This window comes from Halopenitus persicus, from assembly GCF_002355635.1.
In the GTDB taxonomy this organism is placed as follows: Archaea; Halobacteriota; Halobacteria; order Halobacteriales; family Haloferacaceae; genus Halopenitus; species Halopenitus persicus_A.
Map to the genome: position 1 here is coordinate 2,694,494 of NZ_AP017558.1, position 22,925 is coordinate 2,717,418.

18 protein-coding genes are annotated in these 22,925 nt (G+C 65.5%); 9 read left to right on the top strand and 9 right to left on the bottom strand.

Translation table 11 applies throughout. From position 1 onward, the window contains the following. Position 1: 1 nt before the first annotated feature. Both CPZ00_RS13095 and CPZ00_RS13100 read left to right on the top strand, forming a co-directional pair. Complete coding sequence (locus tag CPZ00_RS13095) at positions 2 to 733, top strand: ABC transporter ATP-binding protein (protein WP_096391288.1); 732 nt, start codon at positions 2 to 4, stop codon at positions 731 to 733. 358 nt (positions 734 to 1,091) lie between these two features. Then, positions 1,092 to 1,949, top strand: a complete 858-nt coding sequence (locus CPZ00_RS13100) for a phosphotransferase (protein ID WP_096391289.1) — start codon at positions 1,092 to 1,094, stop codon at positions 1,947 to 1,949. 116 nt (positions 1,950 to 2,065) lie between these two features. On the opposite strand, the gene CPZ00_RS13105 is transcribed toward CPZ00_RS13100, so the two are convergent. Then, complete coding sequence (locus CPZ00_RS13105; protein WP_096391726.1) at positions 2,066 to 2,533, bottom strand: VOC family protein; 468 nt, start codon at positions 2,531 to 2,533, stop codon at positions 2,066 to 2,068. A 62-nt stretch (positions 2,534 to 2,595) separates the two neighbouring features. Then, positions 2,596 to 4,851 carry an ATP-binding protein gene (locus CPZ00_RS13110; protein WP_096391290.1) on the bottom strand — a complete coding sequence of 752 codons (2,256 nt, stop codon included), beginning with the start codon at positions 4,849 to 4,851 and terminating at the stop codon, positions 2,596 to 2,598. 230 nt (positions 4,852 to 5,081) lie between these two features. Between CPZ00_RS13110 and CPZ00_RS13115 the strand changes: the two genes are divergently transcribed. The 3 genes from CPZ00_RS13115 (at position 5,082) to CPZ00_RS13125 (ending at position 6,931) form a co-directional block, all read left to right on the top strand. Further along, complete coding sequence (locus CPZ00_RS13115) at positions 5,082 to 5,837, top strand: hypothetical protein (protein WP_096391291.1); 756 nt, start codon at positions 5,082 to 5,084, stop codon at positions 5,835 to 5,837. Positions 5,838 to 6,034: 197 nt separating this feature from the next. Beyond that, entirely contained in the window at positions 6,035 to 6,280 is a 246-nt protein-coding gene (locus CPZ00_RS13120; RefSeq protein WP_096391292.1) for a hypothetical protein, read from the top strand. Positions 6,281 to 6,475: 195 nt separating this feature from the next. Beyond that, positions 6,476 to 6,931, top strand: coding sequence for a hypothetical protein (locus CPZ00_RS13125; protein WP_233255094.1), 456 nt, complete (start codon positions 6,476 to 6,478; stop codon positions 6,929 to 6,931). 53 nt (positions 6,932 to 6,984) lie between these two features. Here the strand turns inward: CPZ00_RS13125 and CPZ00_RS13130 are convergent, their stop codons facing one another. Further along, a complete protein-coding gene (locus CPZ00_RS13130; protein WP_096391293.1) occupies positions 6,985 to 8,466 on the bottom strand; it encodes a DNA polymerase Y family protein in 1,482 nt (493 codons plus the stop codon). Positions 8,467 to 9,200: 734 nt separating this feature from the next. On the opposite strand from CPZ00_RS13130, the gene CPZ00_RS13135 reads away from it, so the two are divergent. Beyond that, on the top strand, positions 9,201 to 10,337 hold the full coding sequence (locus CPZ00_RS13135; protein WP_096391294.1) for an amidohydrolase family protein: 1,137 nt from the start codon (positions 9,201 to 9,203) through the stop codon (positions 10,335 to 10,337). Continuing rightward, a complete protein-coding gene (locus CPZ00_RS13140; RefSeq protein WP_096391295.1) occupies positions 10,337 to 10,831 on the top strand; it encodes a Rieske (2Fe-2S) protein in 495 nt (164 codons plus the stop codon). Before CPZ00_RS13135 ends, CPZ00_RS13140 begins: the two co-directional genes overlap by 1 nt. A gap of 398 nt (positions 10,832 to 11,229) precedes the next feature. Here CPZ00_RS13140 and lrpA1 read toward each other — a convergent pair whose 3' ends face one another. The 3 genes from lrpA1 to CPZ00_RS13155 form a co-directional block, all read right to left on the bottom strand. Beyond that, complete coding sequence (gene lrpA1 / locus CPZ00_RS13145; protein ID WP_096391296.1) at positions 11,230 to 11,658, bottom strand: HTH-type transcriptional regulator LrpA1; 429 nt, start codon at positions 11,656 to 11,658, stop codon at positions 11,230 to 11,232. A gap of 205 nt (positions 11,659 to 11,863) precedes the next feature. Next, entirely contained in the window at positions 11,864 to 12,802 is a 939-nt protein-coding gene (locus tag CPZ00_RS13150) for a thiamine pyrophosphate-dependent enzyme (protein WP_096391297.1), read from the bottom strand. 2 nt (positions 12,803 to 12,804) lie between these two features. Beyond that, entirely contained in the window at positions 12,805 to 14,697 is a 1,893-nt protein-coding gene (locus CPZ00_RS13155) for a 2-oxoacid:acceptor oxidoreductase subunit alpha (protein ID WP_096391298.1), read from the bottom strand. Between the two features lie 292 nt (positions 14,698 to 14,989). Here CPZ00_RS13155 and CPZ00_RS13160 point away from each other — a divergent pair, with 292 nt between their 5' ends. After that, positions 14,990 to 15,274, top strand: a complete 285-nt coding sequence (locus CPZ00_RS13160) for a UPF0058 family protein (protein ID WP_157744244.1) — start codon at positions 14,990 to 14,992, stop codon at positions 15,272 to 15,274. An 88-nt stretch (positions 15,275 to 15,362) separates the two neighbouring features. Here CPZ00_RS13160 and CPZ00_RS13165 read toward each other — a convergent pair whose 3' ends face one another. The 3 genes from CPZ00_RS13165 to CPZ00_RS13175 all read right to left on the bottom strand — a co-directional run bounded on the left by CPZ00_RS13165 (position 15,363) and on the right by CPZ00_RS13175 (position 19,487). Further along, positions 15,363 to 17,627, bottom strand: a complete 2,265-nt coding sequence (locus tag CPZ00_RS13165) for an LUD domain-containing protein (RefSeq protein WP_096391300.1) — start codon at positions 17,625 to 17,627, stop codon at positions 15,363 to 15,365. Further along, positions 17,624 to 18,121, bottom strand: coding sequence for a LutC/YkgG family protein (locus tag CPZ00_RS13170; protein WP_096391301.1), 498 nt, complete (start codon positions 18,119 to 18,121; stop codon positions 17,624 to 17,626). Before CPZ00_RS13170 ends, CPZ00_RS13165 begins: the two co-directional genes overlap by 4 nt. Positions 18,122 to 18,486: 365 nt before the next feature. After that, positions 18,487 to 19,487 (bottom strand): IS630 family transposase gene (locus CPZ00_RS13175; RefSeq protein WP_096389022.1). Its coding sequence is split into 2 segments (ribosomal slippage): positions 18,487 to 18,995 and positions 18,995 to 19,487, totalling 1,002 coding nucleotides; the frame shifts between segments, so codons are not numbered across the junction. Between the two features lie 265 nt (positions 19,488 to 19,752). On the opposite strand from CPZ00_RS13175, the gene CPZ00_RS13180 reads away from it, so the two are divergent. Then, positions 19,753 to 22,899, top strand: a complete 3,147-nt coding sequence (locus CPZ00_RS13180; RefSeq protein ID WP_096391302.1) for an FAD-binding and (Fe-S)-binding domain-containing protein — start codon at positions 19,753 to 19,755, stop codon at positions 22,897 to 22,899. The last annotated feature ends 26 nt before the right edge of the window (positions 22,900 to 22,925 follow it).

A 22,925-nucleotide genomic window follows, 5' to 3' on the forward strand; every position in this document is an offset into this window, starting at 1 on the left:
AATGGGATCAAGCAACACTTATACCCACCTCCTGGAGTTGGATGACGTCCGCTCGGGATATGGCGAAACGGAAGTTCTGAACGGAATCTCTATGACGGTAGACGAAGGTGAAGTCGTTGCGCTCATTGGTCGGAATGGAGCCGGGAAAACGACCACCCTTCGCACAATTATGGGTCACATAATACCGACTACAGGTATGATCAATTATAGAGGGGATGATATATCACAGAGAGACGTCGCCAAAACGGCACAGCAAGGAATCACCCTTGTCCCGGAGGATCGCCAGATATTCCCCGGTCTTTCGATCCGGGAGAACGCTAAGATCTCGGAAGTAGGACCAACACACAACGAAGGCTGGGACGTTGATGACGCCCTTTCGCTGTTTGCGAATTTGGAAGGGAAGGAGAACCGACCGGGAAGTGCATTGAGCGGTGGTGAGCAGCAAATGTTAGCGATCGCGAGAGCACTCGTCTCCGGTCCGGAATTACTGGTGTTGGACGAACCAACCGAGGGGTTAGCACCCAAGATCGTCGACGAGGTCGCTGGGATCATCGCTGATCTCAAATCACGAGGACTGACGATCCTGCTCGTCGAACAGAACGTTGAAACCGCCATTGATCTGGCGGATAGAGTGTACGTCCTTGACCGAGGGGAGATCGTGTTTGAGGGAACGACGAAGGAGTTCAACGCGAATGAGCAAATCAAGGAGCGTTACTTAGGGGTGTCCGAGTAATATCGTCGAAAAATTCAGAGTTTCGATATTTCGTCGACCACAGTGTGACACCCTCTTTTCTCCGGCCAGCTGCAAACCGGCACTCCACATACCGCCTGAAGGCTATATCATGCATCATACACCAATATCATCAACCATATAGATAATCTGTATAATTGATAATTGTGCGTAAGGAGACTATCAATATTCATCGCTCAGCTCGGTGCCGTTTCTTTCACACGGTCTCTTTCGGGATAGTTGCTACCACGGTTACGGCGGACAATATGACTTAAAAATTGCTTCCTCTCGTTCTTCAATCTGGTCTGGATGTGCGCGGAAGGGGCGTGTCGTTTATCCGCGTCCCCGCCGTGGGTCGCGTATGGAGTTGCAGCGACTCGTTCGGGGGCGGATCGACTGGTCCGAGATCGAACGAGTCGCCGCCGAACTCGCCGACCGATACGACCGCGACGCGGTCCACGTCAGGTTCCTCGACGCGGACAACTGGCTGTCAACCCCGATGGTACTCGACGACGACCGCTTCGTGAAGGTGATCACGAAACAGAACACCCTGGTCCACGCCCTGTTCACGACCGGGCGCAACCTCGGGGCGTTCTCCTCGGGGACGGAGGGCTTCTTCGAGCGGTTCGAGACGCCCTACGAGATGGCTCGCCACGAGCTCGAGGCGACCCGGAAGATCCGCGATCTCGGCGTCAACGCGCCCGAGCCGATCGAGGCGCTCGAGATCGACGGGCTCGGCGTGCTCGTCCTGGAGTACCTCCCGGAGTTCCGGTCGCTCGAGGAGCTGGATACGGACCGCGAGCGCGAGCTTGCCCCCGCCCTCTTCGAGACGCTGCGGACGATCCACGACGCGGGGCTCGCTCACGGCGACCTCCGGGCGGAGAACGTGTTGATCCTCGACGGCGAGATCTACGTCATCGACGCGACGAACGTCGCCGACGACGCCAGGGACGACGCCCGCGCGTACGACCTCGCGAGCGCGCTCGCCTCGCTTGAGCCGCTCATCGGTCCGCGGGAGACGATCGCGGCCGCGTTGACCGCCTACACCACGGCGGAGCTGCTCGACGCCCGCCGCTTTCTGGACTTCGTCGCGATGCGACCCGACCACGATTTCGACGCGACGGGCCTGAAAGGTGAACTCGAAAAGCGTGCGACCCGGCCGGGAAAGGCCGACAGCGCTGAATTTCCCTCGCCCGATGAGAAACCGGTTGACGAGTGACCTGGTCGAGGAGGGACTCGGTCGAGGAGTGATCCGGTCACCGAGTGATCCGGTCACCGAGTGATCCGGTCGACGAATGATCCGGGGATCTCGCGGCGTCGCTCCGTCGACGCCGCTCAGGGATCGTCGACGAGCTCCGCCGGATCGAAGGGTTCGTTCCGTCCGCCCCACTTCTCCTGGCCGGTTTGCTCCCGGGTATCGAGATAGACCTCGATCCCGTTCCCGTCGGGATCGTCGAAGTACAGCGCCTTGCTGATGCCGTGGTCAACCGGGGAAACGCGGACGCCGCGCTCTTGGAGCCGCTCGTGGATCGCCGCCAGCGCCGCCCCCGTCGGGACCTCGAAGGCGGCGTGATAGAGCCCAACGCCTTGCGAAGGGCTGGGCGCGTCTCCGCCGATCGCCTGGAGCGCGACGTCGTGGTGCCGGTCGCCGTACGAGAGGAACGCGAACCGGTCGTACCTCTCGGTGACCTCGAGGTCGAGCACGCTCGTGTAGAACTCGACCGCAGGCTCGATGCGGCGGACCTTGAGATGGACGTGACCGACCATCGTCGGGGCTGCCGTCTCGTCGTCGGTGGAACTCATCGATCCGAACCACGACACGCGCTGCTATATGCGGTCCGGTTCCGGAGGCCGGTCGAGACCGGCTACTCCTCCGGGTCGACGATCTCGGCGTCGTCCGCGGCGGGGTCGAAGCCATCGGACTCGGCCACCGCATCGTCGCTGTCGGATGGTCCGTCACCGCCCGGATCGGAGCGGACCTCGGCGTCCTCCTCGAGTCCCGCGCCGGCGGGTTCGCTTTCGTCGACGTCCGCGTCGCCACTCCTGCCCGAATCGGCCGCGATCGACCTGGCGGCTTCGCTCAACCCCGGCGTGGCGATCGAGGTGGCGACCGCCTCGGCTCCCGACCCGTCGTCTCCCGAGGCGTCGGCGGCGTCCGTCGCGACCGACCCCGACTCGAGTGCCGCGTCGATCCGGGACACGTCCATCCCGGACGCAGCGACCGCGTCGGAATCCTCCGAGGCGTCGGCCGGAGTGGGACCGTTCGCGGCCTCGGGACCGCGTTCGGCGGGCGGGACGAAGGCGTCCTCGACGGCGGCGACCATCCCGGCGACCGCGTCCTCCTCGAGGCGGTCGGCGTACGCCTCCCGGACGAGCCAGGGGATCCCGTACTCGTAGCGGCTGCCCTCCACGTGGCGAACGAGGCCCGACCGACGAAGGGGACGATGCCGTGCGTAGGCGTGCTCGGTGTCGCCGTCGCCGCCGGCCGCGATGTGGGCGGTGACCGGATCACTCGTTTCCTCCCGGCGGTAGTGGCGCAGCATCGCCGTCGAGATCTCCGGCAGTGCCTCGACCCGGTCCCGGAGGTTCTCGACCACGGCCTCGCGGGTTCCCAGATCGATCGCCTCGTCGAACCGGAGCGCGCTCTCCGCGACGTCGGCGGCGGTGATGGGGGTGAGGTCATCGATCCCGGGTGCGTCGGCGACGGCAGCGTCAGTCCCGGTGGCGTCGTCGATGGCGTCCGCGAGGTCCTCGCCGTCCGTGACCGCCTTCGGGTCCTCGATCCACTCGATCGAGGGGTCCGTAGCCGCATCGCCGGCCCCCTCCATCGCATCCGTGGATTCGACCGTGTCGTGCCCGTCGTCCGCGCTGCCCGCGTCACCCCTGCCGTGCTCGTCGTTTTCTCCGTGCTCATCGGTCCCGGCGTCCGCGCCATTCCCGTCGTCCCCATCATCCGCGCCGCGCTCGTGATCGCCGAGGGTCGACTGGTCCTCACCCTCAGCGTTCGCGTCCGCGGCCTCCTCGGCGGCGCGGTTCCGGCCGGATCCGCCCCGGTAGGACGCCTCGGAGCGTCGAAGCAGCGCCTGTGAGAACCGGTCGGCCATCCGGGAGAGATCCTTGGCGTCCTCGAGTTCCTGCTCGAGCTGGGTGATCCGGGCGCGCTTCTTGTCGAGTTCCTGTCTGAGGTCGGCCAGCTCGGACTCCCGTTGTGCCTGCTCGTCGGAGATCGTTTCGAGCTCCGAGACCAGGTCGCCGGAGACGGACTTCAGCTCCGGCCGTTCGAAGTCCTCGAGGCCGGGGGTCGCGCCGGCGTCGAAGGTCTGCTTGCGGTGGAACTGGATGCGCCGGATCGACTCGTCCCAGTCGGTCATCAGGAACGCCTCGCCGTCGCCCATGTCCTCGATCGCGTCGGCGTACTCGGAGCCGAGGATCCGGCTCACGACGTTGGTGTCGTTGTCCCAGGTGAGCCGGTGCCAGACGAGCCAGTCGCACTGGGTGATGAAGTCCTTCTTGACGTCGGCGGGACGCTGGCTAATGCCGACGATTCCCAGTCCGTGTTTGCGCCCGCGCTTGCCCACCTTGATGAGCATCTTGCCGGTCTCGTCCATCCCGCCGCCCTCGGGGATGTACTCGTGACACTCCTCGATCACCAGCAGGAAGGGCCGCTTGAGCTTCTTCTCCTTCGCGAAGAGGTGTTTGACCACGTTGAGGATGAGCTCGGAGGCGACCGACTCCTCGAGATAGCCCGAGACGTCGAGGATGATCGGGACGTTCTGATCGAGCGCGAGGGTGGCGATCTTCTCGGCGTGCTCCGGCGAGACGACGATGTCGCACTCGTCGTCGGCCCCGACGTGGAGGATCTCGTACTCCTCCTTGAGCCCGTAGTACTCCCCGTCGCTGTCGACGATCAGCACGGGATAGTTGTCCGCCAGCAGGTTCTCGATCAGCACCGAGGCGGTGTTCGACTTCCCGGACCCGCTCTTGCCCGTGATGAACGACCGCCCGGTCAGGACGTCGACCACGGGCAGCTCGACCGGGTCGCCCGGATCCGATTCCGCGTCCCCTCCGACTCCGTCGCTCACCTCGGCGACGTGGATCGTCTCCGCGTTGTCCTCGCTCATTACCGTAACGACGCCGGCCGGTCCTCAAAGACCTTCGCCCGCGTCCGACGTACGTCTGACGACGATCGGGCGGTGCTGATCTCACCACGTCTGTTCCGGATCGCCGTCAGGTGGCTTCCATTCCACCATCGGATGATGGCGATTACTCTCCGTTCACCGTTCAGTCGGTCGATTCGGTTCGTGAGAAGGACTTAAATAATCCCACGTTAACGAACTAGCGTCCCCTTCTAATGGACCCTCTACCGGCCATCGACGTCGAATCGGACCCACGCGTCACTGGCGAATACGTCCGCCGGATGCCGGGATCGCCACCCCATCCTGATGCCGGGGCGCTGACGCTCGTCGGCGTCGTCCACGATCACCCGGCGAGTACGTACCGGGTTCGGCAGGTCGTCGACGGACTCGATCCGGAGATGCTCGCGCTGGAACTGCCGCCGATCTCGATCCCCCTGTTCGAGCAGTACGCGACCGTCGACCGATCTCCCCCCGTCTTCGGCGGCGAGATGAGCGCAGCCATTCAGGCCGCCACCTCGACCGAAGTCGTCGGCATTGACCGACCGACGGGCGGCTTCTTCCGTCGGCTGGGTCGACTCCTGCTTCGGGAACGACCATCTGCATCGACGGTTCGAAACGTCGTTTCGAATGCCATCAAAACGACGACACACGCGGTCGCCTGTCGTATCGCGGCGGCCATCGGCGCCCGAACCTCGGTCCGGCTGGAAGTCGACTCGCCGATGTCACACGACGTCGACCGGACGGACGCACCCGACGACCAGGCACGCCACGAGCGCGAGCAGGTTCGTCGATCCCGGTCGTTTATGAACGCGTTTCGGACCGCGAGTCGCACCCGAGCCTCCCGGCTCGAGGACGAAGCCCGGGAGGAGGAGATGGCCGCTCGGCTTAGGGAGCTCCGTGAAGACGGCACCACCGTCGCCGTGGTCGGCATCGACCATCTCGAGCCGCTTGCCGAACGTCTCGATCACTGACCGAACGGATGGACTCCGCGGGCGCGGCGTGACGGCAGCCAAAACGCGCATCCGCTTCCGACGACCAACGCGTGGCTGAAACCTGCGGATACTGGCGGGAGACGAATCGGCCGACTGCCGTAACGCGGGTCTACCGGTCCCCCGTTTCGGATATCATCTTTATAACAATATCCACGCGAGGAATAGCCCCGGACGCGATGGAGCGAAAGCACGTCACCGACGACGACCAAGGCAAAGCAGTTGTCGACTCCCACGGCGAAAAGATCGGAATGGTCACGGAGGTCAAATCCGGGACCGCGTACGTGAACGCGGATCCGGGTCTCGCTGACACCATTCGATCGAAACTCGGCTGGGGAGACGCCGACCAGGACGACTATACACTCGAGGAAAACCGCATCCACACGATAACTGACGACGAGATTCGACTTACGGACGACCTGTAGGCGCCCCTCCCAACCGGGCGCACGCGAATTTTTCGTGGTGTCGTCAGGACGACGCAGCGTGATGGCGTCAGGACGCGTGGTGGCCGTCAGGACGACGCAGGACGACACGGGTCACGAAAGCGCGCGAGATGACTGCGGTTCGATAAGTCACGATTACTTGACCCCCTCCTCCTCGCGCTGCAGCGCGAGGAGGTGGTGCTTTCGGAGTGGATCGCGAGCGCCGTCTCGGATCTCCCCGCGTTCATCGCCGGCGTGCTCATCATCATCGTCGGATTCGTTCTCGCCGACTTCCTTAGTGACGTCGTCGCGCACACCGAATCGCTCACCGACACGACCTACACCGAGACGTTCGCGGATGGGTTACGCGTGTTCCTGTATTTCGTCGTGACCGTCATCGGTCTCGGGACGATGGGCGTTGATGTTCGGATACTTAATACGTTCGCGCAGGCAGCGGCGTGGGGAGTGGTTGCGGGGATCGCCCTTGCCATCGGGATCGCGTTCGGTCTCGGCGGACGGGACTACGTCGCCGCCAACATCGGCGACTGGCTCCCGGGGCACTCGCCGGATACGGCCACGACGAGCCCACCGGATACCGACGCGACGGCCACGTCGGTTGGACAAACCGACGGTGGTGCCGAATCCAGTAAGTGAACGGTACCGCAAGCCGTGACGGCCGGACGCACCGGGCTCGCGATCCGATGGCATCACTCGAACTCGCCGAGTGATGCCTGTCCCTCGCGGTGCCGACGCTCATCGGTTCGGTCGCCGTCGTCTCGATCCGCTTCGACGTCGGACTTCGCCGACTCGTGTTCGATCCAGTCGGTGAGCGGCCGGTGGTCCTCGGGCTGTTCGCGGTCGTAGCCGTCAGGCTGTTCGCGGTCGTGGTCGTCCGTTCGGGACCGATCGCCGTCGGCGCCACGATCACGGTCGTGGTCGTCGGTAGCGCCGTGCCCCGCCGGCGCGTCCTCGAACCCGGTCAGCGTCGACTGGTCGCTGTCGGCGAAATCGAGCTTGGCGACGCGGACGCCGAGCTTGCGAGCCCGGTCGTCGGCGAACTCCCCGAGGAGATCGAGCGCCACCGACTCGACCAGCTCGGGGTCGTCGACCGGGCCGGGAAGGCTCCGTGCGCGGGTGTGCACCTCGTAGGGGGGCGTGACCACCTTCACCCCGATGGTTCGATAGAGACACTCCCGCTCGCGGGCGCGTCGGGCGACGTCGGCCGCGAGCGCTTTCACGCGGTCGCGTTTGGTCGCCTCGTCGTCGGTCGGCGGGAGCGACGACTCCCGCGAGAGACTCTTTGGAAGCCCCGTCGGCGTCACCTCGCGGTCGTCCTCGCCGCGGGCACGTTCGTGGAGCTCGCGCCCGCGCTCGCCCAGCTCGAGCTCGAGGGTATCGGGGTCGGCGTCGGCCAGCTCGCCCGCGGTCTCGATGTCCATCTCGGCGAGCGTCCGTGCGGTAACGGGCCCGACGCCGTGCACCGCGTCGGTCGAAAGCGGCGCGAGGAACTCCCGCACCCGGCCCGGCGGGACGACCACCAGCCCCTGGGGCTTGTCGTGGTCGCTGGCGATCTTGGCGGCGGACATATTGGGCGCGACGCCGACGCTGGCGGGCACGCCCGCCTCGCGCTCGATCCGGTCGCGGACGTATCTCGCATAGCCCTCCGCGAGCGTTCGTCGCTCCGCCGGGCCGGCGGCCGCGCTGTCGGGGACCTCGGTCGACCGTCCGACGACGTTCCACGAGGTGCGGTCCGTCACGTCCAGGTACGCCTCGTCGATGCTGACCTCGCGGACGACGTCCGCGCAGTCGTGTAGCACCGCCTTCACGTCCGCCGCGACCGACTTGTAGCAGTCCATATCGACGGGACGGTAGTAGGCGGTTTCCTCGGGATTCGGGGCCTCCGGGTCCCTGGCGTCGGCGTCGACCCGGCGGGGGAGCCGGTCGAGCGCCCGGGAGATCGGGTCCGCGCTGTCCACGCCGAACTCGCGGGCCTCGTAGCTCGCGGTGGCGACCGCGCCGATCGTCTCGCCGGGCTCGTAGCCCATGCCGACGACGACGGGTTCACCGCGGAGGGCCGGATCACGCAGGCGCTCACAGGACGCGTAAAAGCAGTCCATGTCCACGTGGAGGATCACCCGGTCGGTCCCCGTCGTGGCGGGCTCGGTTCCCGGGAGCGTGTCCCCATCCATCGGTCGGTCGTTGGCGCGCGGACGTCTTAAACGTCGGCCGCGGGGAGGTCGGAAGTGGAGGGTGAAGTGGACGGCGGAAGTGGAGGGTGAAGTGGACGGCGATGCCGCCCACCGGTGAACGAGTCGATATGGGATCCGGTTCGACACGAGCGCACGGATATAAACCAAAATATAAATGATGGAAAGATATCACTATATAATATACCTGGTACGTCTCCGACGTTATATTTGAATATTGTGAATAGAACGGTTCTGAAAACGTCCCACATACTCTTAGTATACTTATAAATGAATAAGAATATATTATATTGAATATATGAATGTGTACGTATGTTTATTTGCGGGGCAAACGACCGAAACCGAGACCAGACGGAACCACTATTAGAGAACGATTCTCGCTCGCCGGTACTTACAAACATATCCGTGTCATTATCGTCCCGGGATCGGCCTTCTCGCCCGACTTTCGGCGAGCAAGCGGCGGAATCCGCGCGAGGAAGGCCGACGCGGTCGGCCGGCGATCGGGCGTGATATCGCCGCTTCGAATCCATATGTTCTCCATTAGATAACACGTGATCGCCGTCGAGGCCGCACGACTCCGAGCTGGTCGGCGGCACGCTCCACCGGTGGCAGCCCATCCTCTCCCGACGACGACGACGGAACGCGGGATCGACCCCGGAGCACCGAACCGATGGCGGACCACAAATTTCATATATAAGGATCGATGATAGTGGCGTATGGCATCATCAGTCAAGCGATTGGACGCCGACGCGGAAGTCCCCGAGCAGGCGTTCGATGACCACATCATCGACATGGACTTCCACGTCAACCCGGTCGAGGACGAGTTGTTGGCCTACGTGGAGGACGACCGCGCCCTCGACAAGCTGACGACCGAGTTCGGCGCGACGCCGGTCGTCGGCAAGTGGGACGCCGCCTACGGCATCAAGGAGGGCCAGGAGGGCCTGTTCACCCAGGGACGCGCGAAGTACGCCGCCGACGTCCGGGAGGCCTGCAAGAACATCGCGGTCGACGACCCGATCGTCAACCCGGGGATCAACAACCTCAACCTCCAGCACCATCCGGTGTTGAAGAACGCCGTCGTGCAGGCGGCGAACGACTACATGCTCGACAACTTCGTCGACGAGGGGGTCTCCACGTCGATGATGGTTCCCAAGTGGGATCCGGAGTACGCCGTCGCGGAGATCGAGCGCGTCGCCGAGGAGGACGGCATCGTCGCCGCCTACTCCTGGTTCGACCCGAAGGTTCCGTGGGGCAACGAGCAGTTCGACCCGGTCTTCGAGGCCCTGGTCGAACACGACCTGCCGCTGTTGCTGCACGGGTCGCTCGCCTACTGGCCCCAGCACTCCTACATCGGCGACGATATGCTGACCTGGACGGAGGTCCTCGGGTTCGACTGGCCGCTCCACACGATGGTCAACATCGTGAACATGATCATGCGGGGCGTCTTCGACAAATACCCCGAGCTGGACGTCGTCTTCCAGGAGGGCGGCCATTGGTGGGTCCCGTTCCTCCGCTACCGAATGGACGAGTTCTACGAGATGCACCCCGACGACGTCAAGATCACGCCCCGGAAGATGGACTCCGGCGAGGAGTACCTCCAGCGCTCCCCGAGCGAGTACCTGCGTGACAATATCTACGTCTGCACGCAACCGTTCGCGCTGCCGCGCAACGCGGGCCACGCCAGCGACCTGCTGACCCTCTCGATGGCGGAGGACATGTTCATCTACTCCAGCGACTGGCCCCACCAGACCCTGGACCCCCCGACGTGGTTCTACACGTCGAACGCCTTCGACGACGACACCCGGGAGGCCGTGTTGCACGAAAACGCCGAGGAGATCCTACGGGGGTACTGATGACGTCCGATTCACCGTCCGACGTCACCTGCGATCACGGGTCCTGCGCCGAGGCCAAGATCGATCCCGAGGACGGGATCGACACGGCCACCGACGGCGGAACGACCGTCACCGATCCCGACGACGAGGAGTTCGACCGCGAGGCGTTCACCCAGGTCGCGACCGTCGACGAGATCCCCGTCGGCGAGGGCGAGGGATACACCGTGAAGGGCATCGAGATCGCGGTGTTCAACCTCGACGGCGAGTTCCGGGCGATCAGCAACCGGTGTGCCCACCAGCGGGCCCCGCTACACAAGGCCGGCGACCGGAAGATCAACGCCGAGGACACCTGGACCGAAAAACGCGGCGGCGTCAACGTCGAGGACTGCACGGTCTCGTGTCCCTGGCACCTCTGGGAGTGGGACCTCGAGACCGGCATCCACGAGGCCTCCGGCAAGCGCATCGGCACCTTCGACTGCGTCGTCGACGACGAGGACGTCCTCGTCCGGATCTGAGCACGTTCCCGCCGCGTTCAGCCAGCGCGTTCATTCGGCCCGTCCGTTCATCGCGTTCATTCGGTCCATCCTTCAGTTCGGTCGGTCGTCTCGTCCCGGAACGATCACTCCGATTATATAAATGCGTGTTCGATAGCTCGAGGATCGAACCGTGCCGAAACGGACGAGTCCCTGATCGCCGGCGGCGAGCACGGTCCGGCGACCGTCCCGTTGTCGATGCGGATCACCAGCCGGATCGGCCTCACAACGCTGACAAAGACGTCTTTCGTGGGATGCCGCTCGATGTTGCGTTGGTCAAGCGATCCACACGCGCCGACCTATCGGGTGGACGGGCGACGATCCGGCCGTCCACTCATATGAAATATATACGGTATGATGTGATATTTATAACTAAGTAGTCATTTCAGCCGTTCCTGAAGGAACGAGGGATGGGCCGCGGTGACGCCGTCGATCGTCAGCAGCTTCTCGGAGATGACGTCGCCGAGCTCGTCGCCGTCGCCGGCGCGCACCTCGGCCATCAACATGTGGTCGCCCGAGGAGGTGTATAGCGCCTCGACCTCGGGGAGGTCCTTGATCGCGCGAGTCGCCTCGACGTACCGACCGCTGTCGACGTCCATCCCGACCAGCGCGATGGACTGTCCCGAAAGCTTCTTGGGGTCGACGTCGGCGGAGTAGCCGACGATGACCCCCTCCTCCTCCAGCTGCCGGATGTACTTGCGAACCGTCGGCTTCGAGACGTCCGCGCGGTCGGCGATCTCGGCGTAGGAGGCCTGCGCGTCCTCCTCCAACACGGAGAGGATGCGTTCCTCCGTCGACACGGTGCTCATACGCGTTCCTTTCGCGTCACGGGAAAAATACCTTGCGAACCAACAAAGAGTCTTTTCTCCCCCGGTGTCGGTTTCACCGTCGCCGATCGGTTCCGGATCGTCTCCCGGCAGCTACCTCGTGACGGTTGCGTCCCGCCGTCGTCGGCCGGGCCGCGTCGTGGAACGTCGACCCGCGAGCGGGAAGGCGAGGGACCGCTTCGTTCGCTCAGGCGTGCTTGTCGAGGAAACGGTCGTAGGAGCGCTCCCACTCGTAGTCGTCGTCCCAGTAGCGCTCCGCGAGCGGCTCCTCGGGCATCTCGCCGATCGCCTGCTTCTCCTCCTGGTAGGAGGGTCGCTCCTCGTCGACGTAGAAGCGGCCGGTGAGGACCTCGCCGTCGTAGAGCGCCTGCTCGGTCGTCCGCATCATCTCCGCGGCCTCGACGCGGTCGGTGACGTCGAACTCGTAGTCTTCGGAGTCGTTGACGTCGATGTAGGGGACGTACTGGCGCGCGTCCTTGTTCCAGGTCGGACACTGGGTGAGGAAGTCAACGTGCGCGAAGCCGTCGTGTTCCATCGCCTCGATCAGGATCTCCTTGGCCTGGTTGGGGTTCACGGCGGCCGTCCGCGCCACGTAGGAGGCGCCCGCGTTGAGCGACAGCGAGAGCGGCTTCACCGGCTCCTTGGCGCTGCCGTGGGGCTGGGTCTTCGATTTGTGGCCCTTGGGACTCGTCGGGGAGGTCTGGCCCTTCGTCAGCCCGAAGATCTCGTTGTTGAACACGATGTAGGTCATGTCGTGGTTCTCGCGGGCCGTGTGGGTGAAGTGGTTCCCGCCGATGCCGTAGCCGTCGCCGTCACCGCCGGCCGCGATGACCTCGAGACCGGGGTTGGCGAGCTTCGCCGCCCGCGCGACCGGCAGCGACCGGCCGTGGATGGTGTGGAACCCGTAGGAGTCGAGGTAGCTGTTCAGCTTGCCCGAACAGCCGATCCCGGTGCACAGCAGCGTCTCCTCGGGGGTGCGGCCGACCTCGGGCAGCGCCTGTTTGAGCGCCTTCAGGACGCCGAAGTCGCCACAGCCCGGACACCACGTCGGTTGGGGCTCGACGCCGGGGGTGTATTCGTCGCGGTCGATCTCCCGTTCCTCGCCGATGGCTGAGAATGCGCTCATGTCTAATCACCCGCCGCGGGTACGAAGGTGGTCGTGGAGCTGTCCAGGCCGTCCCCCTCGACGACGATCGACTCGAATCCGTCGACGATCTCGGCGGGCTCGAAGGGGTTGCCGTTGTACTTCAGCAGGCTCGAGAGCTTCTCGCCGTACCGACCGAGGTTCTTCTGGACGAGCCCGCGGAACTGGCCGGACGCGGTCATCTCGACGACCAGCACCGCGTCGACGCTCTCGATGAACGCCTCGACCTCCGCGGTCGGGAACGGCAGCATGTCCGAGACGCCCAGCGCCTTCACGGAGTGGCCGTTCGCGTTCAACACGTCGACGGCCTCCGCGACGGTGCCCTGCTGGCTGCCGAAGGTGAGGATGCCGTAGTCGGCCTCCTCCGGCCCCATGTACGTCTGGGTGCCGAGGTCGTCGAGGTGCTCGCGGATCGCCTCGAGCTTCTCGAGTCGCCGGTCGATCTGTGCGGTCCGGTTGTCGGGGTCCTCGTTGATGTGGCCGCTCGGGCCGTGTTCGTTGCCGGTCGCGAGGTAGCGACCGCCCTTCTGGCCGGGGACCGACCGCGGGGACACGCCGTCGTCGGCCTCGTGCTGGAAGCGGTGGAACTTCCCGTCGGGGGTGTGGGGCTGTTCCGCCAGCTGCGCCTCCGAGAGCGTCTTCCCGAGGTCCGCGTTCGGCTCGCGGTCGAAGTGGCTCTTCGGGACGTTCAGCATCTCGCCGCCGAGCTTCTGGTCGTACAGCAGGATCGCGGGGATCTGGTACTCGTAGGCGATCTCGAACGCGAGCCGGCTCTGTTCGTAGGCCTCCTCGATGGTTCCGGGAGCCAACACGACGCGCTGGGAGTCGCCCTGAGAGGTGTAGAGGACGTGCTCGAGGTCGGACTGTTCGGGCTTCGTCGGCATCCCGGTCGAGGGACCCGCGCGCATCGCCTCCACGAGGACGACCGGCGTCTCGGTCATCTCGGCGAGCCCGAGCGGCTCGGACATCAGCGCGAAGCCGCCGCCGGAGGAGCCCGACATCGCCTTCACGCCGGCGTGGGAGGCTCCGACCGCCATCGCGGCCGCGGCGATCTCGTCCTCGACCTGTTCGGAGATCCCGCCCAGCTCGGGCAGGTTCTTCGTCATGATCGTGAAGACCTCGGTCCACGGGGTCATCGGGTAGCCCGCGATGAACCGGCAGCCCTCGTCGATCGCGCCGTAGGAGATGGCGTCCGAGCCGGACAGCAGCACCTGCTGTTCCTCGTGTTCGCCCGCCGGAACCGTCACGTCGTGGGCGTCCGCGTCGTACTCCTCGAGGACCGACTCGTAGGCGGTCTCGAGGATCTCGAGGTTCGGCTCGAGGATCTTCTCCGGCATGGCGTCGCTCATCAGGTCCTCGACGTGCTCGAGGTCCATCCCGATCAGCGCACACGTCGCGCCGACGCCGGCGGTGTTGCGCATCACTTCCCGGCCCTGTTCGCGGGCGAGTCCGCGGAGGTCGAGCGGGTAGACGTGCCAGTCGTTCGCCTCGACGCGCTCCTCGAAGTCCGGGATGTCGCTCGGGTCGAGCAGCCCCTCGTCGTAGACGATGACGCCGCCCTCGCGGAGCTCGTCCAGGTTCTCCGAGAGCGGCTTGATCTCCTCGTTGCCGTAGACGGCGTCCTCCTTGGGGTTCCGGGCGAAGGAGTCGCCCAGCGCCAGCAGGAAGTTGTAGCCGTCGCCGCGGGAGGTCACCGGGTCCGCGCGCGCGCGGATCTCCGTGTACGTGTGACCGCCGCGGATCCGCGACGGATAATGCCGATGCGTGAACACGTGTAGCCCCGATCGCATCAGGGCCTTCGCGAAGTTCTGGCTCGTCGAGGCGATCCCGTCGCCGGATCCCCCGGAGATGCGCCAGATGAGTTCGTTGTCAGTCATGATTGGTCGAGCCCGCCGTGGGCACGTGTCCGAACCTTACGAGGGGCACCTATTATGGCTTGCTATGGATTCACAATGAACGATCCTTGCAGACCCTTATTTTATAAGGAACGATGATGATCGATGGCGCGGGATCGCGTGGCTTTGCTCCTCCCGGTGACCGGTTACCGGTGCCCCTTGATCACCGCTGACGCCCCTCAATGACTGCCGCCACTCGTCCGTCGGCCCGCACCGGACGATGTGTCCCCGAATCGGCGACGGATTTACCCGTCTGGATCCCCTTTTAATGGGTATGCAAAAGAAGGAACTCATCCACCTCCACGACCTGCTCGGCACGGTCTCGACGGACCTGTATGAGGAGGGGACGCTGGCGACCGACGACCTCTCCGCGTATCGGGATCTCGATACGTCGCCGATGTCGATCCGCGGCTCGCGGGCCGACCACGAGGCGGCGGTCCTCGAGCTGGCCGACGCGCTGGCAGGTGCGATCGAGTCGGAGCGAAGCGACGCGGAACACGGCGAGGAGCCGGCATCGGAGGACGCCCGTGAGGACGCCGAGCCCCCGGTTGCCGCTTAAACCCGCTCGGGATAGTTTATAAACCGTCGGCGGTTGTCCCGCTCGTCCTCGTCCTCAACCGCGTTTTTGCGGCTCGCTCCCGGCCGCACTACCGGCTCGCCGACTCCGGCGGCGCGATCAGCTCGACCGGGTGTCGTGCGGGGCGGTCGAGCAGGGCGTCGAGCTGTTCGCCACAGGAAGTTCCGGAGGCGACCAGCGTCCGGTCGGTCCCGCCGAAGTCCTCGACGAGGGGCTCGCCGACGTCGATGCTCAGCTCGTAGTATTCCGCCTTATACCCGAACGAGCCGGCCATCCCGCAACACTCGGTGTCGGAGGTGCGGACGTCGTACCCGGCGCGCTCGAGCACTGCGAGCGTGTACTCCTCCAGGTCGAGCGTGCGCGCCTGGCAGTGCGGGTGGTACGCCAGCTCGCGATTCCGGGTGGAGTCGTCGCCGGGAGTGAGCGCGTCGATCGGCGCTCCGTTCTCGAGCAGGCCGTAGACGTACTCGAGGACCTCGTAGCTCGCGCCGGCGAGCCGCTCGAAGGAGTCGGGCTCGAGGAACCGCTCGTACTCCGAGCGGATCATCGCGAGGTCGCTCGGCTCCACGACCACGACGTCGCGACCGGCGTCGACGTGTTCCGCGAGGGCGGCGTACAGGTCGTGGGCGCGCTCCTCGGCGGTCGCGACCATCCCCTGCGAGAGCGGCGGGCGACCGCTCGGCGGGAGGGGCGGAACCCGCACGTGGACGCCGAGCGCCTCGAGCGTCCGGACCGCCGCCTTGCCGCGCTCGACGTCGACGTAGTTGGTGTAGGTGTCCGGGTAGACGATCGCGTCGCGGTCGGCCTCGTCGATCGGAACCCGGGAGCCGCCGCGGCGGTCGAACCACTCCACGAGGCTCTCGCTCGCGAACTCGGGAAGGTCCCGCCGGCGGTCGATCCCGACGACGCGTTCGAGGGCGGCACGAACCGGTCCCGCGTTCGCGAGCCGGTTGGCCAGCGGCGCGGTCCGGTGACCCCACTCGGCGAGCGTCGCGAAGTCGCCGACGAACCGTTTGCCGAGGTCCAGTCCCGCCGGTTCCGCGTCAGGTGCCAGCCCGTCCGGCAGGAACGCGAAGTCGCTGGCGTCCGCTTTCCGGCGGTTGATCCGGTCCCGAACGACCGTGTTGATCCACGGGATGTCGATCTGTACCGGGCAGGCGGGCACGCACCGGGAACAGCCGGTGCAGAGGTCGTTGAACTCGGCCGCGACGTCGAGGCCCTCGATCCCGGCCTCCCACCCGCCGGCGATCCCGCCGGTGTAGGTCTCGCCGCCGAAGACGTGTCCGCCGACGCTTTGGAAGTTGCCACAGGAGTTGGCACAGGCGCCACAGCGGACGCAATACAGCGTTTCACGGAGCTCATCGTCCTCACGCATCGCCAACCGGCCGTTGTCGATCAACACCAGGTGGAACTCGCGGTCGGAGTCCGCGGCCACGCCGGAGCCGTCACCGTTCCCGTCGACGAGCGACTCGGCCGGCGCGTCGAAGTCCGGGACCGGCGAGGCGACCGGCGGCGTCAGCAGGGAGGTGTACGCCGACAGCTCCTGGCCGGTGCCCGACCGCGAGAGCAGCTCGAGAAACGGCTGGAGGTCCTCGACGGTCGGCACGATCTTCTCGACGCCGGCGACCGCGACGTGGGTGTCCGTGGTCGCCGCGACCTTCCGCGCGTTCCCCTCATTGGTGACGATCGCGAGGGTCCCGGATTCGGCCACCACGAAGTTCGCGCCGGTCATCCCGACGTCGGCCTCGCGGATCCGCTTTCCGAGCTTCTCGCGGGCGAACGCCGTCAACTCGGCGGCCGTCTCCGGCGGTTCCGCGAGATCGAAGACGTCCGCGAACAGCTCGGCGATCTCCGCTCGCTCCTTGTGCATCGCCGGCCCGATGAGATGGGAGGGGGCCTCGTCGGCGAGCTGGATCACCCACTCGCCGAGGTCGGTCTCGACCGGCTCCACACCAGCCGCGGCGAGCGCGTCGTTGACCTCGATCTCCTCGGTCGTCATCGACTTCGATTTCACGACGGTGTCGGCGTCTCCGACCGCCTCGACGATGTACCGATTGGCGTCGGCGGCGTCGTCGGCGATGTAGAGGTGGCCGCCGTTCGCCGCGACGCTCTCGCGAAGCTCCTCGATGAGCTCCGGCAGGTTCTCGATCGCGTGCTCCTTCAGCTCCCGCGCACGCGTTCGTAGGTCCTCATACTCGGGAACGTTCTCGGCGGCAGCCTTCCGGCCCGCGTTGTGTTCGCGCGTGTTTCGAGCGACTGCGTCGCCTTCCTCGCGCATCACGTTGCGGATGCGCGCGGCCCGCTCCGCCCGATCACCCCGGTCCGCTCGGCTCATTGCCCCGCCTCCACGAGGATCACGTGAACCTCACCGGGGCCGTGTGCGCCGACGACCAGGCTGCCCATATCGGCGGTCGCGCTCGGCCCGGTCGCAACGACCCCGGACCCGCCCGCCCGGAGGTCGGGGCCGAGACGGTCGATCGCCGTCGCGACGTCCGGTACTAGGTCGGCGTCGCGGAGGACGGCGACGTGGCGCCGCGGGTAGAGGCTCACGAGCTCGGTGCCGGCCCGATCGCTTTCGAGGTGGACGCTGCCGATCTCGGCGATCCCGAAGGCCGCCGGCGTGACCCCGGTGTCGGCGGTCTCGAGGTCGCCGTTCGTGGGCCGGTCGGCCACCGACGGCGGGAGCGCGAGCCCGTCCTGGAGCGGCACCCCGATCGCCTCCCCCACGGTCGCGTCCGCGATGGCGTCCGCACACGAGTCGGGGGTCGTTCGGGTGACCTCGACGTCGAGTTCGGACAGCGACTCGAGGAACGTCGTTTCGGTCGACATACGCCACCCTTGACGGGAGGGTGTGTTAAATGGTCACGATCGGGTCGGCGCCCGGCCGGACTCGTGTTCCTGCCGTCCCACGACCGTCGGTCGTCCGGACACGGCGAAGTCGGCTCGAGCGTGGAGGTACCTCACGGCTGAAGTCACTGGGTAGGTGGACACAACTCTGCTTTCGGGGTCGTGAGACGACGTGATTTAAATACTAAAATTTATATTTCTAATTAAATATCGATACATCTAGCTATTTTAAATGCCTTATATTGACGCGATAAGATCTTGTATACGTCTTATAAACGGCGTCTCGAATTCGAACGCCGCTATGCCATTGAAAATCTATTACCATTTACTATTATTTATAGTAAACATTAGAAATAATTGCTCACGTTTGGAAGCGACAGTTGATCAAGAGCAGTATCGATCGCCGTCGTGAGTTCATCGAGCGAGTCAAAGAATCGGTTGCTCAGAGCATCCTGGAGTTGTCGCCAGCACTCTTCGACAGGATTGAGTTCCGGCGAATACGCAGGCAACGTGACGAAGGCAAGGTCGTCACGGGCCGCCAGATCCGTGACGGCCGACGCCTGGAAGTACGGCGCTCCGTCTAGCACAACGATCAAGTCTTCTTCAAATTCTTTGCATAACGCGAGAATGAAATGTTTTGCGTGCTCGGCGGTGACGTACTCGGTGAACCGTGAGAAAAAGCAGTCACCGTTTTCCGTGACTGCGCCGAGTAGACACGTCCAGTCACGTTGGCCAGAGAGTTCGACGCTCGGCCGCGTGCCGCGCGGAAACCACGCGGCACGCGGCTCAACCTGGACAGATTTTTTCGTCTGATCGATACAGACTACTGTGGCGTCCATCTCCGCTCGCTTTTTTTGATCTCGTCGTGGAACTCCTCTTGGTCGGATTCCTCAGATTCAGCGGCTGTACGTCGAGGTTTTTGATAGCTGAGTCCAGCTTCTTTCAGCAACCGCCGACAACTCGGAGAAGAGTACTCGACGCCGTAGGTTTCTTCGAGAAATTCCTGAACGAGCGCCGGCGTCCACGCCGGCGCGTCGATCCCAACTTCCTCGGGCGGTTCGTGAACAGTTCGTTCGAACTCTTTTTGCTGTGATTCTGAGAGCTTTCGTTTTCTCCCAGATCGATGAGCATCAGACACAGCTTGCTCAAGCGGTTCGTCCGTATCAAGTCGCATCAACCAGCTGTAGATCGTTCTTCGCCCGGTGTCATGCCACTCTGCAAGTTCGGTCTGCGTGACACCGTCCTTGTACGCGATCGCAGCTAACAACCGTTGAGTCGGCTTGTTTCCGTCAACATTGTTGAGGGCGTCTTGGAGTTCTTCGACGGAGATCTCGTCGAGATGATCCATTGAGTATAGTAACAATCTTTGAGCGGAAAGTTCTAACGATTACTATAAAATTGTTACTTATTCGTGATAGTGACGAATACCCGTTTCACTGAGCGCGTTGAACGTCCGTTCGCGGTCCGCGAACTTCACGCCGACCCACTCGACCCCGATGCGGCGGTCACTTTCCGAGTATTGGTGCTCGAACCATCGACTGTCTCTCCGATACCTGCACTGCAGCGACCGCGAGTCAACCATTCTTTATACGCGGGGCGTCCCACCGGGAGGTATGAGCAAACGCGCGAGTGCGATCACACCGAATGACACGGACCCCCTCGTCGACGCCGACTTCGACTACCAGGGCGGGGACGTCGAACGGCCGGAGCTGCTGGCGGCGCTCTCCGAGCGCGTCGACGGCGAGGTGCGCTTCGACACCTACACCCGCCAGCTGTACGCCACGGACGCGTCGGCCTACGAGGTCACCCCGATCGGCGTCGTCTTCCCGCGGTCGACCGACGACGTCTCGCGCGTGACCGACTACTGCTTCGAGGAGGGGATCCCGGTACTCCCCCGCGGCGGCGGCACCTCCCTGGCGGGCCAGACGGTCAACGAGGCGGTCGTGCTCGACTTCTCGCGATTCATGGACGACGTCCACGACGTCGATCCGGACGCACGGACCGCGACCGTCGACGCCGGCGCGTACGTCGGCGACCTCAACCGGGCGCTCGAGCCCCACGGCCTGAAGTTCGCCCCCGACCCGGCCTGGCGCGACAAGTCGGCCGTCGGCGGCGCGATCGGCAACAACTCGACCGGGTCACACTCGCTCGTCTACGGGAAGACCGACCACTACGTCGAGGAGCTCGAGGTGGTGCTGGCCGACGGCACCGTGACGACGTTCGGCGAGGTGGACGTCGAGACCCTCCGCGAACGCGCCGCGGGAGTGGACCTGGAGGCGGCGCTCGACCTGGAGGCGTCGCTCGAGGGGAAGCCCCCGGAGACGGCGACGGGCTCGGCCGCGGGGGCGGCCGACGATGACGTCGATCTCGAGGCCCGGATCGCGGCGGCCGTCGTCCGGATACTCGACGCGGAGGCCGACGCGATCGACGACCGGTACCCCGAGCTGAAGCGGAACGTCTCCGGATACAACTTGGACCGCCTGCTCGCGGAGTATCGCGGCGAGTACGGCGAGGCGGGGACCGTCAACCTCGGGCGGCTACTGGCGGGCAGCGAGGGGACGCTCGCGGTCGTGACGCGAGCCACCGTCTCGCTGGAGGAGATCCCCGAGACGAAGGCGGTCGCGCTGTTGACCTACGGCGACCTGGTCGACGCGATGGAGGACGTCGACCCGATCCTCGCACACGATCCGGCCGCGGTCGAGGTGATGGACGACGTCTTCCTGGAGCTTGCCGGCGACACCGAGGAGTTCGGCGAGGTCGTCGGGATGTTGCCCGAGGGGACCAACGCCGCGCTGCTCGTGGAGTTCTACGCCGCGGACGACGACCAGGGCCGGCGAAAGGTCGCCGACCTGATCGCCGACCGCGTCCCGGGCGGCGACTCGGAGGCCGACCCGAGCGAGGGCGCGGCGTCCGTCACCGACGCGCCGCGGCACGCGCTGACGGCGATGGAGGCCCACGACCAGGAGACGCGCGACCGGTTCTGGAAGATGCGCAAGGCCGGCCTGCCGATCCTCCTGGGTCGGACCTCCGATGCGAAGCACATTTCGTTCATCGAAGACTGCGCGATCCCGCCGGAGCACCTCCCCGAATACACTCGCGGGTTCCAGGAGATCCTCGAGGATCACGACACCTTCGCGGCCTTCTACGCCCACGCCGGGCCGGGCGTGCTCCACGTCCGCCCGCTCGTGAACACCAAGACCGTCGAGGGCATCGAGACGATGGAGTCGCTGGCTGACGACGTCTCCGACCTCGTCGTAAGCCTGGGCGGGTCGATCTCGGGCGAGCACGGCGACGGGCGCGCACGCACGCAGTGGAACCGCAAGCTGTACGGCGAGGACCTCTGGCGGTCGTTCCGCGAGCTGAAGACCGCCTTCGACCCGGACTGGCTGTTGAACCCCGGCCAGGTCTGCGGCGACGTCGACATGACCGAGCACCTCCGGTTCGACGCAGACTACGACTTCGAGGCCGGCTTCGATCCCGCCCTCGAGTGGACCAACGAGAACGGGATGCAGGGGATGGTCGAGCTCTGTCACGGCTGCGGCGGCTGTCGCGGCCCCCAGGAGACGACCGGCGGCGTGATGTGTCCGACCTACCGGGCGGCCGAGGAGGAGATCCAGGCGACCCGCGGCCGGGCCAACATGTTGCGTCAGGCGATGTCCGGCGACCTGCCCGAGGACCCGACCGACGACGAGTTCGCGACCGAGGTGCTCGACCTGTGTATCGGCTGTAAGGGCTGCTCGAAGGACTGCCCGAGCGAGGTCGACATGGCCAAGCTGAAGGCCGAAGTCACCCACGCGCGTCATCAGGAGCACGGCTCGAGCCTCCGCGACCGGCTGTTCGCGAGCATCGAGTCGCTCGCGCCCATCGGATCGACGCTCGCACCGATCGCGAACGCGCTCCCGAAGCTGCCGGGCGCCGGCTGGGCGATGGAGAAGACGGTGGGGATCGCCGCCGAGCGCGACCTCCCGCAGTTCCGGTCGGAGAGCCTGATCGGCTGGTTCGAGGCTCGTGGCGGGGCCGCGGTTCCCCCCGAGGAGGCTGCCCACCGCGTCCTCCTGTTGCCCGACGTCTACACCACCTACATGCACCCCGCGGCCGGCAAGGCGGCGATCCACGTGCTCGAGGCCGCCGACTGCCACGTCGCGATCCCGGACGTCGACGGAAGCGGACGGCCCGCGTATTCGAAGGGGTTCATCGACCGCGCGCGCGAGACCGCCCGCGGAACGGTCGCGGAGATCGCCCCGAAGGTGGCCGAGGGCTGGCACGTCGTGAGCGTCGAGCCCTCCGACGCCGTGATGCTCCAGTCCGATTACCTCGACATCCTCGGCAGCGACGACGAGGACGTCGTCCGCGTCGCCGAGAACGCCTACGGCGTCTGTGAGTTCATCGACGCCCACCGGCTCGACGCGGACCTCGCGTTCGACGCGCCCGCCGAGTCGCTGGCGTATCACGGCCACTGTCACCAGAAGTCGACGACGAAGGATCACCACGCGGTCGGCGTGCTCCGGCGGGCCGGCTACGCGGTCGACCCCCTCGATTCGACCTGTTGCGGGATGGCCGGCTCGTTCGGCTACGAGGCCGAACACCTCTCGATGAGCGAGTCGATCGGCGCGATCCTCGCCGACCAGGTCGGCGACAGCAGCGGCGAGACCGTCGTCGCGCCCGGCGCCTCCTGCCGGTCGCAGCTCGACCACCTCGACGTCGAGACCGACGGCGAGCCGCCGCATCCGATCGAGAAGGTCGCGGCGGCGCTGGCGTAGGGCGACACGCGAGGTCGGCGTCACCG

Excerpts from the sequence above, each read along its gene's own strand:
- CPZ00_RS13095 (WP_096391288.1), top strand. The coding sequence starts at position 2 with ATGGGATCAAGCAACACTTATACCCACCTCCTGGAGTTGGATGACGTC.
- CPZ00_RS13100 (WP_096391289.1), top strand. The coding sequence starts at position 1,092 with ATGGAGTTGCAGCGACTCGTTCGGGGGCGGATCGACTGGTCCGAGATC.
- CPZ00_RS13105 (WP_096391726.1), bottom strand. The coding sequence starts at position 2,533 with ATGAGTTCCACCGACGACGAGACGGCAGCCCCGACGATGGTCGGTCAC.
- CPZ00_RS13110 (WP_096391290.1), bottom strand. The coding sequence starts at position 4,851 with ATGAGCGAGGACAACGCGGAGACGATCCACGTCGCCGAGGTGAGCGAC.
- CPZ00_RS13115 (WP_096391291.1), top strand. The coding sequence starts at position 5,082 with ATGGACCCTCTACCGGCCATCGACGTCGAATCGGACCCACGCGTCACT.
- CPZ00_RS13120 (WP_096391292.1), top strand. The coding sequence starts at position 6,035 with ATGGAGCGAAAGCACGTCACCGACGACGACCAAGGCAAAGCAGTTGTC.
- CPZ00_RS13130 (WP_096391293.1), bottom strand. The coding sequence starts at position 8,466 with ATGGATGGGGACACGCTCCCGGGAACCGAGCCCGCCACGACGGGGACC.
- CPZ00_RS13135 (WP_096391294.1), top strand. The coding sequence starts at position 9,201 with ATGGCATCATCAGTCAAGCGATTGGACGCCGACGCGGAAGTCCCCGAG.
- CPZ00_RS13140 (WP_096391295.1), top strand. The coding sequence starts at position 10,337 with ATGACGTCCGATTCACCGTCCGACGTCACCTGCGATCACGGGTCCTGC.
- lrpA1 (WP_096391296.1), bottom strand. The coding sequence starts at position 11,658 with ATGAGCACCGTGTCGACGGAGGAACGCATCCTCTCCGTGTTGGAGGAG.
- CPZ00_RS13150 (WP_096391297.1), bottom strand. The coding sequence starts at position 12,802 with ATGAGCGCATTCTCAGCCATCGGCGAGGAACGGGAGATCGACCGCGAC.
- CPZ00_RS13155 (WP_096391298.1), bottom strand. The coding sequence starts at position 14,697 with ATGACTGACAACGAACTCATCTGGCGCATCTCCGGGGGATCCGGCGAC.
- CPZ00_RS13160 (WP_157744244.1), top strand. The coding sequence starts at position 14,990 with ATGCAAAAGAAGGAACTCATCCACCTCCACGACCTGCTCGGCACGGTC.
- CPZ00_RS13165 (WP_096391300.1), bottom strand. The coding sequence starts at position 17,627 with ATGAGCCGAGCGGACCGGGGTGATCGGGCGGAGCGGGCCGCGCGCATC.
- CPZ00_RS13170 (WP_096391301.1), bottom strand. The coding sequence starts at position 18,121 with ATGTCGACCGAAACGACGTTCCTCGAGTCGCTGTCCGAACTCGACGTC.
- CPZ00_RS13180 (WP_096391302.1), top strand. The coding sequence starts at position 19,753 with ATGAGCAAACGCGCGAGTGCGATCACACCGAATGACACGGACCCCCTC.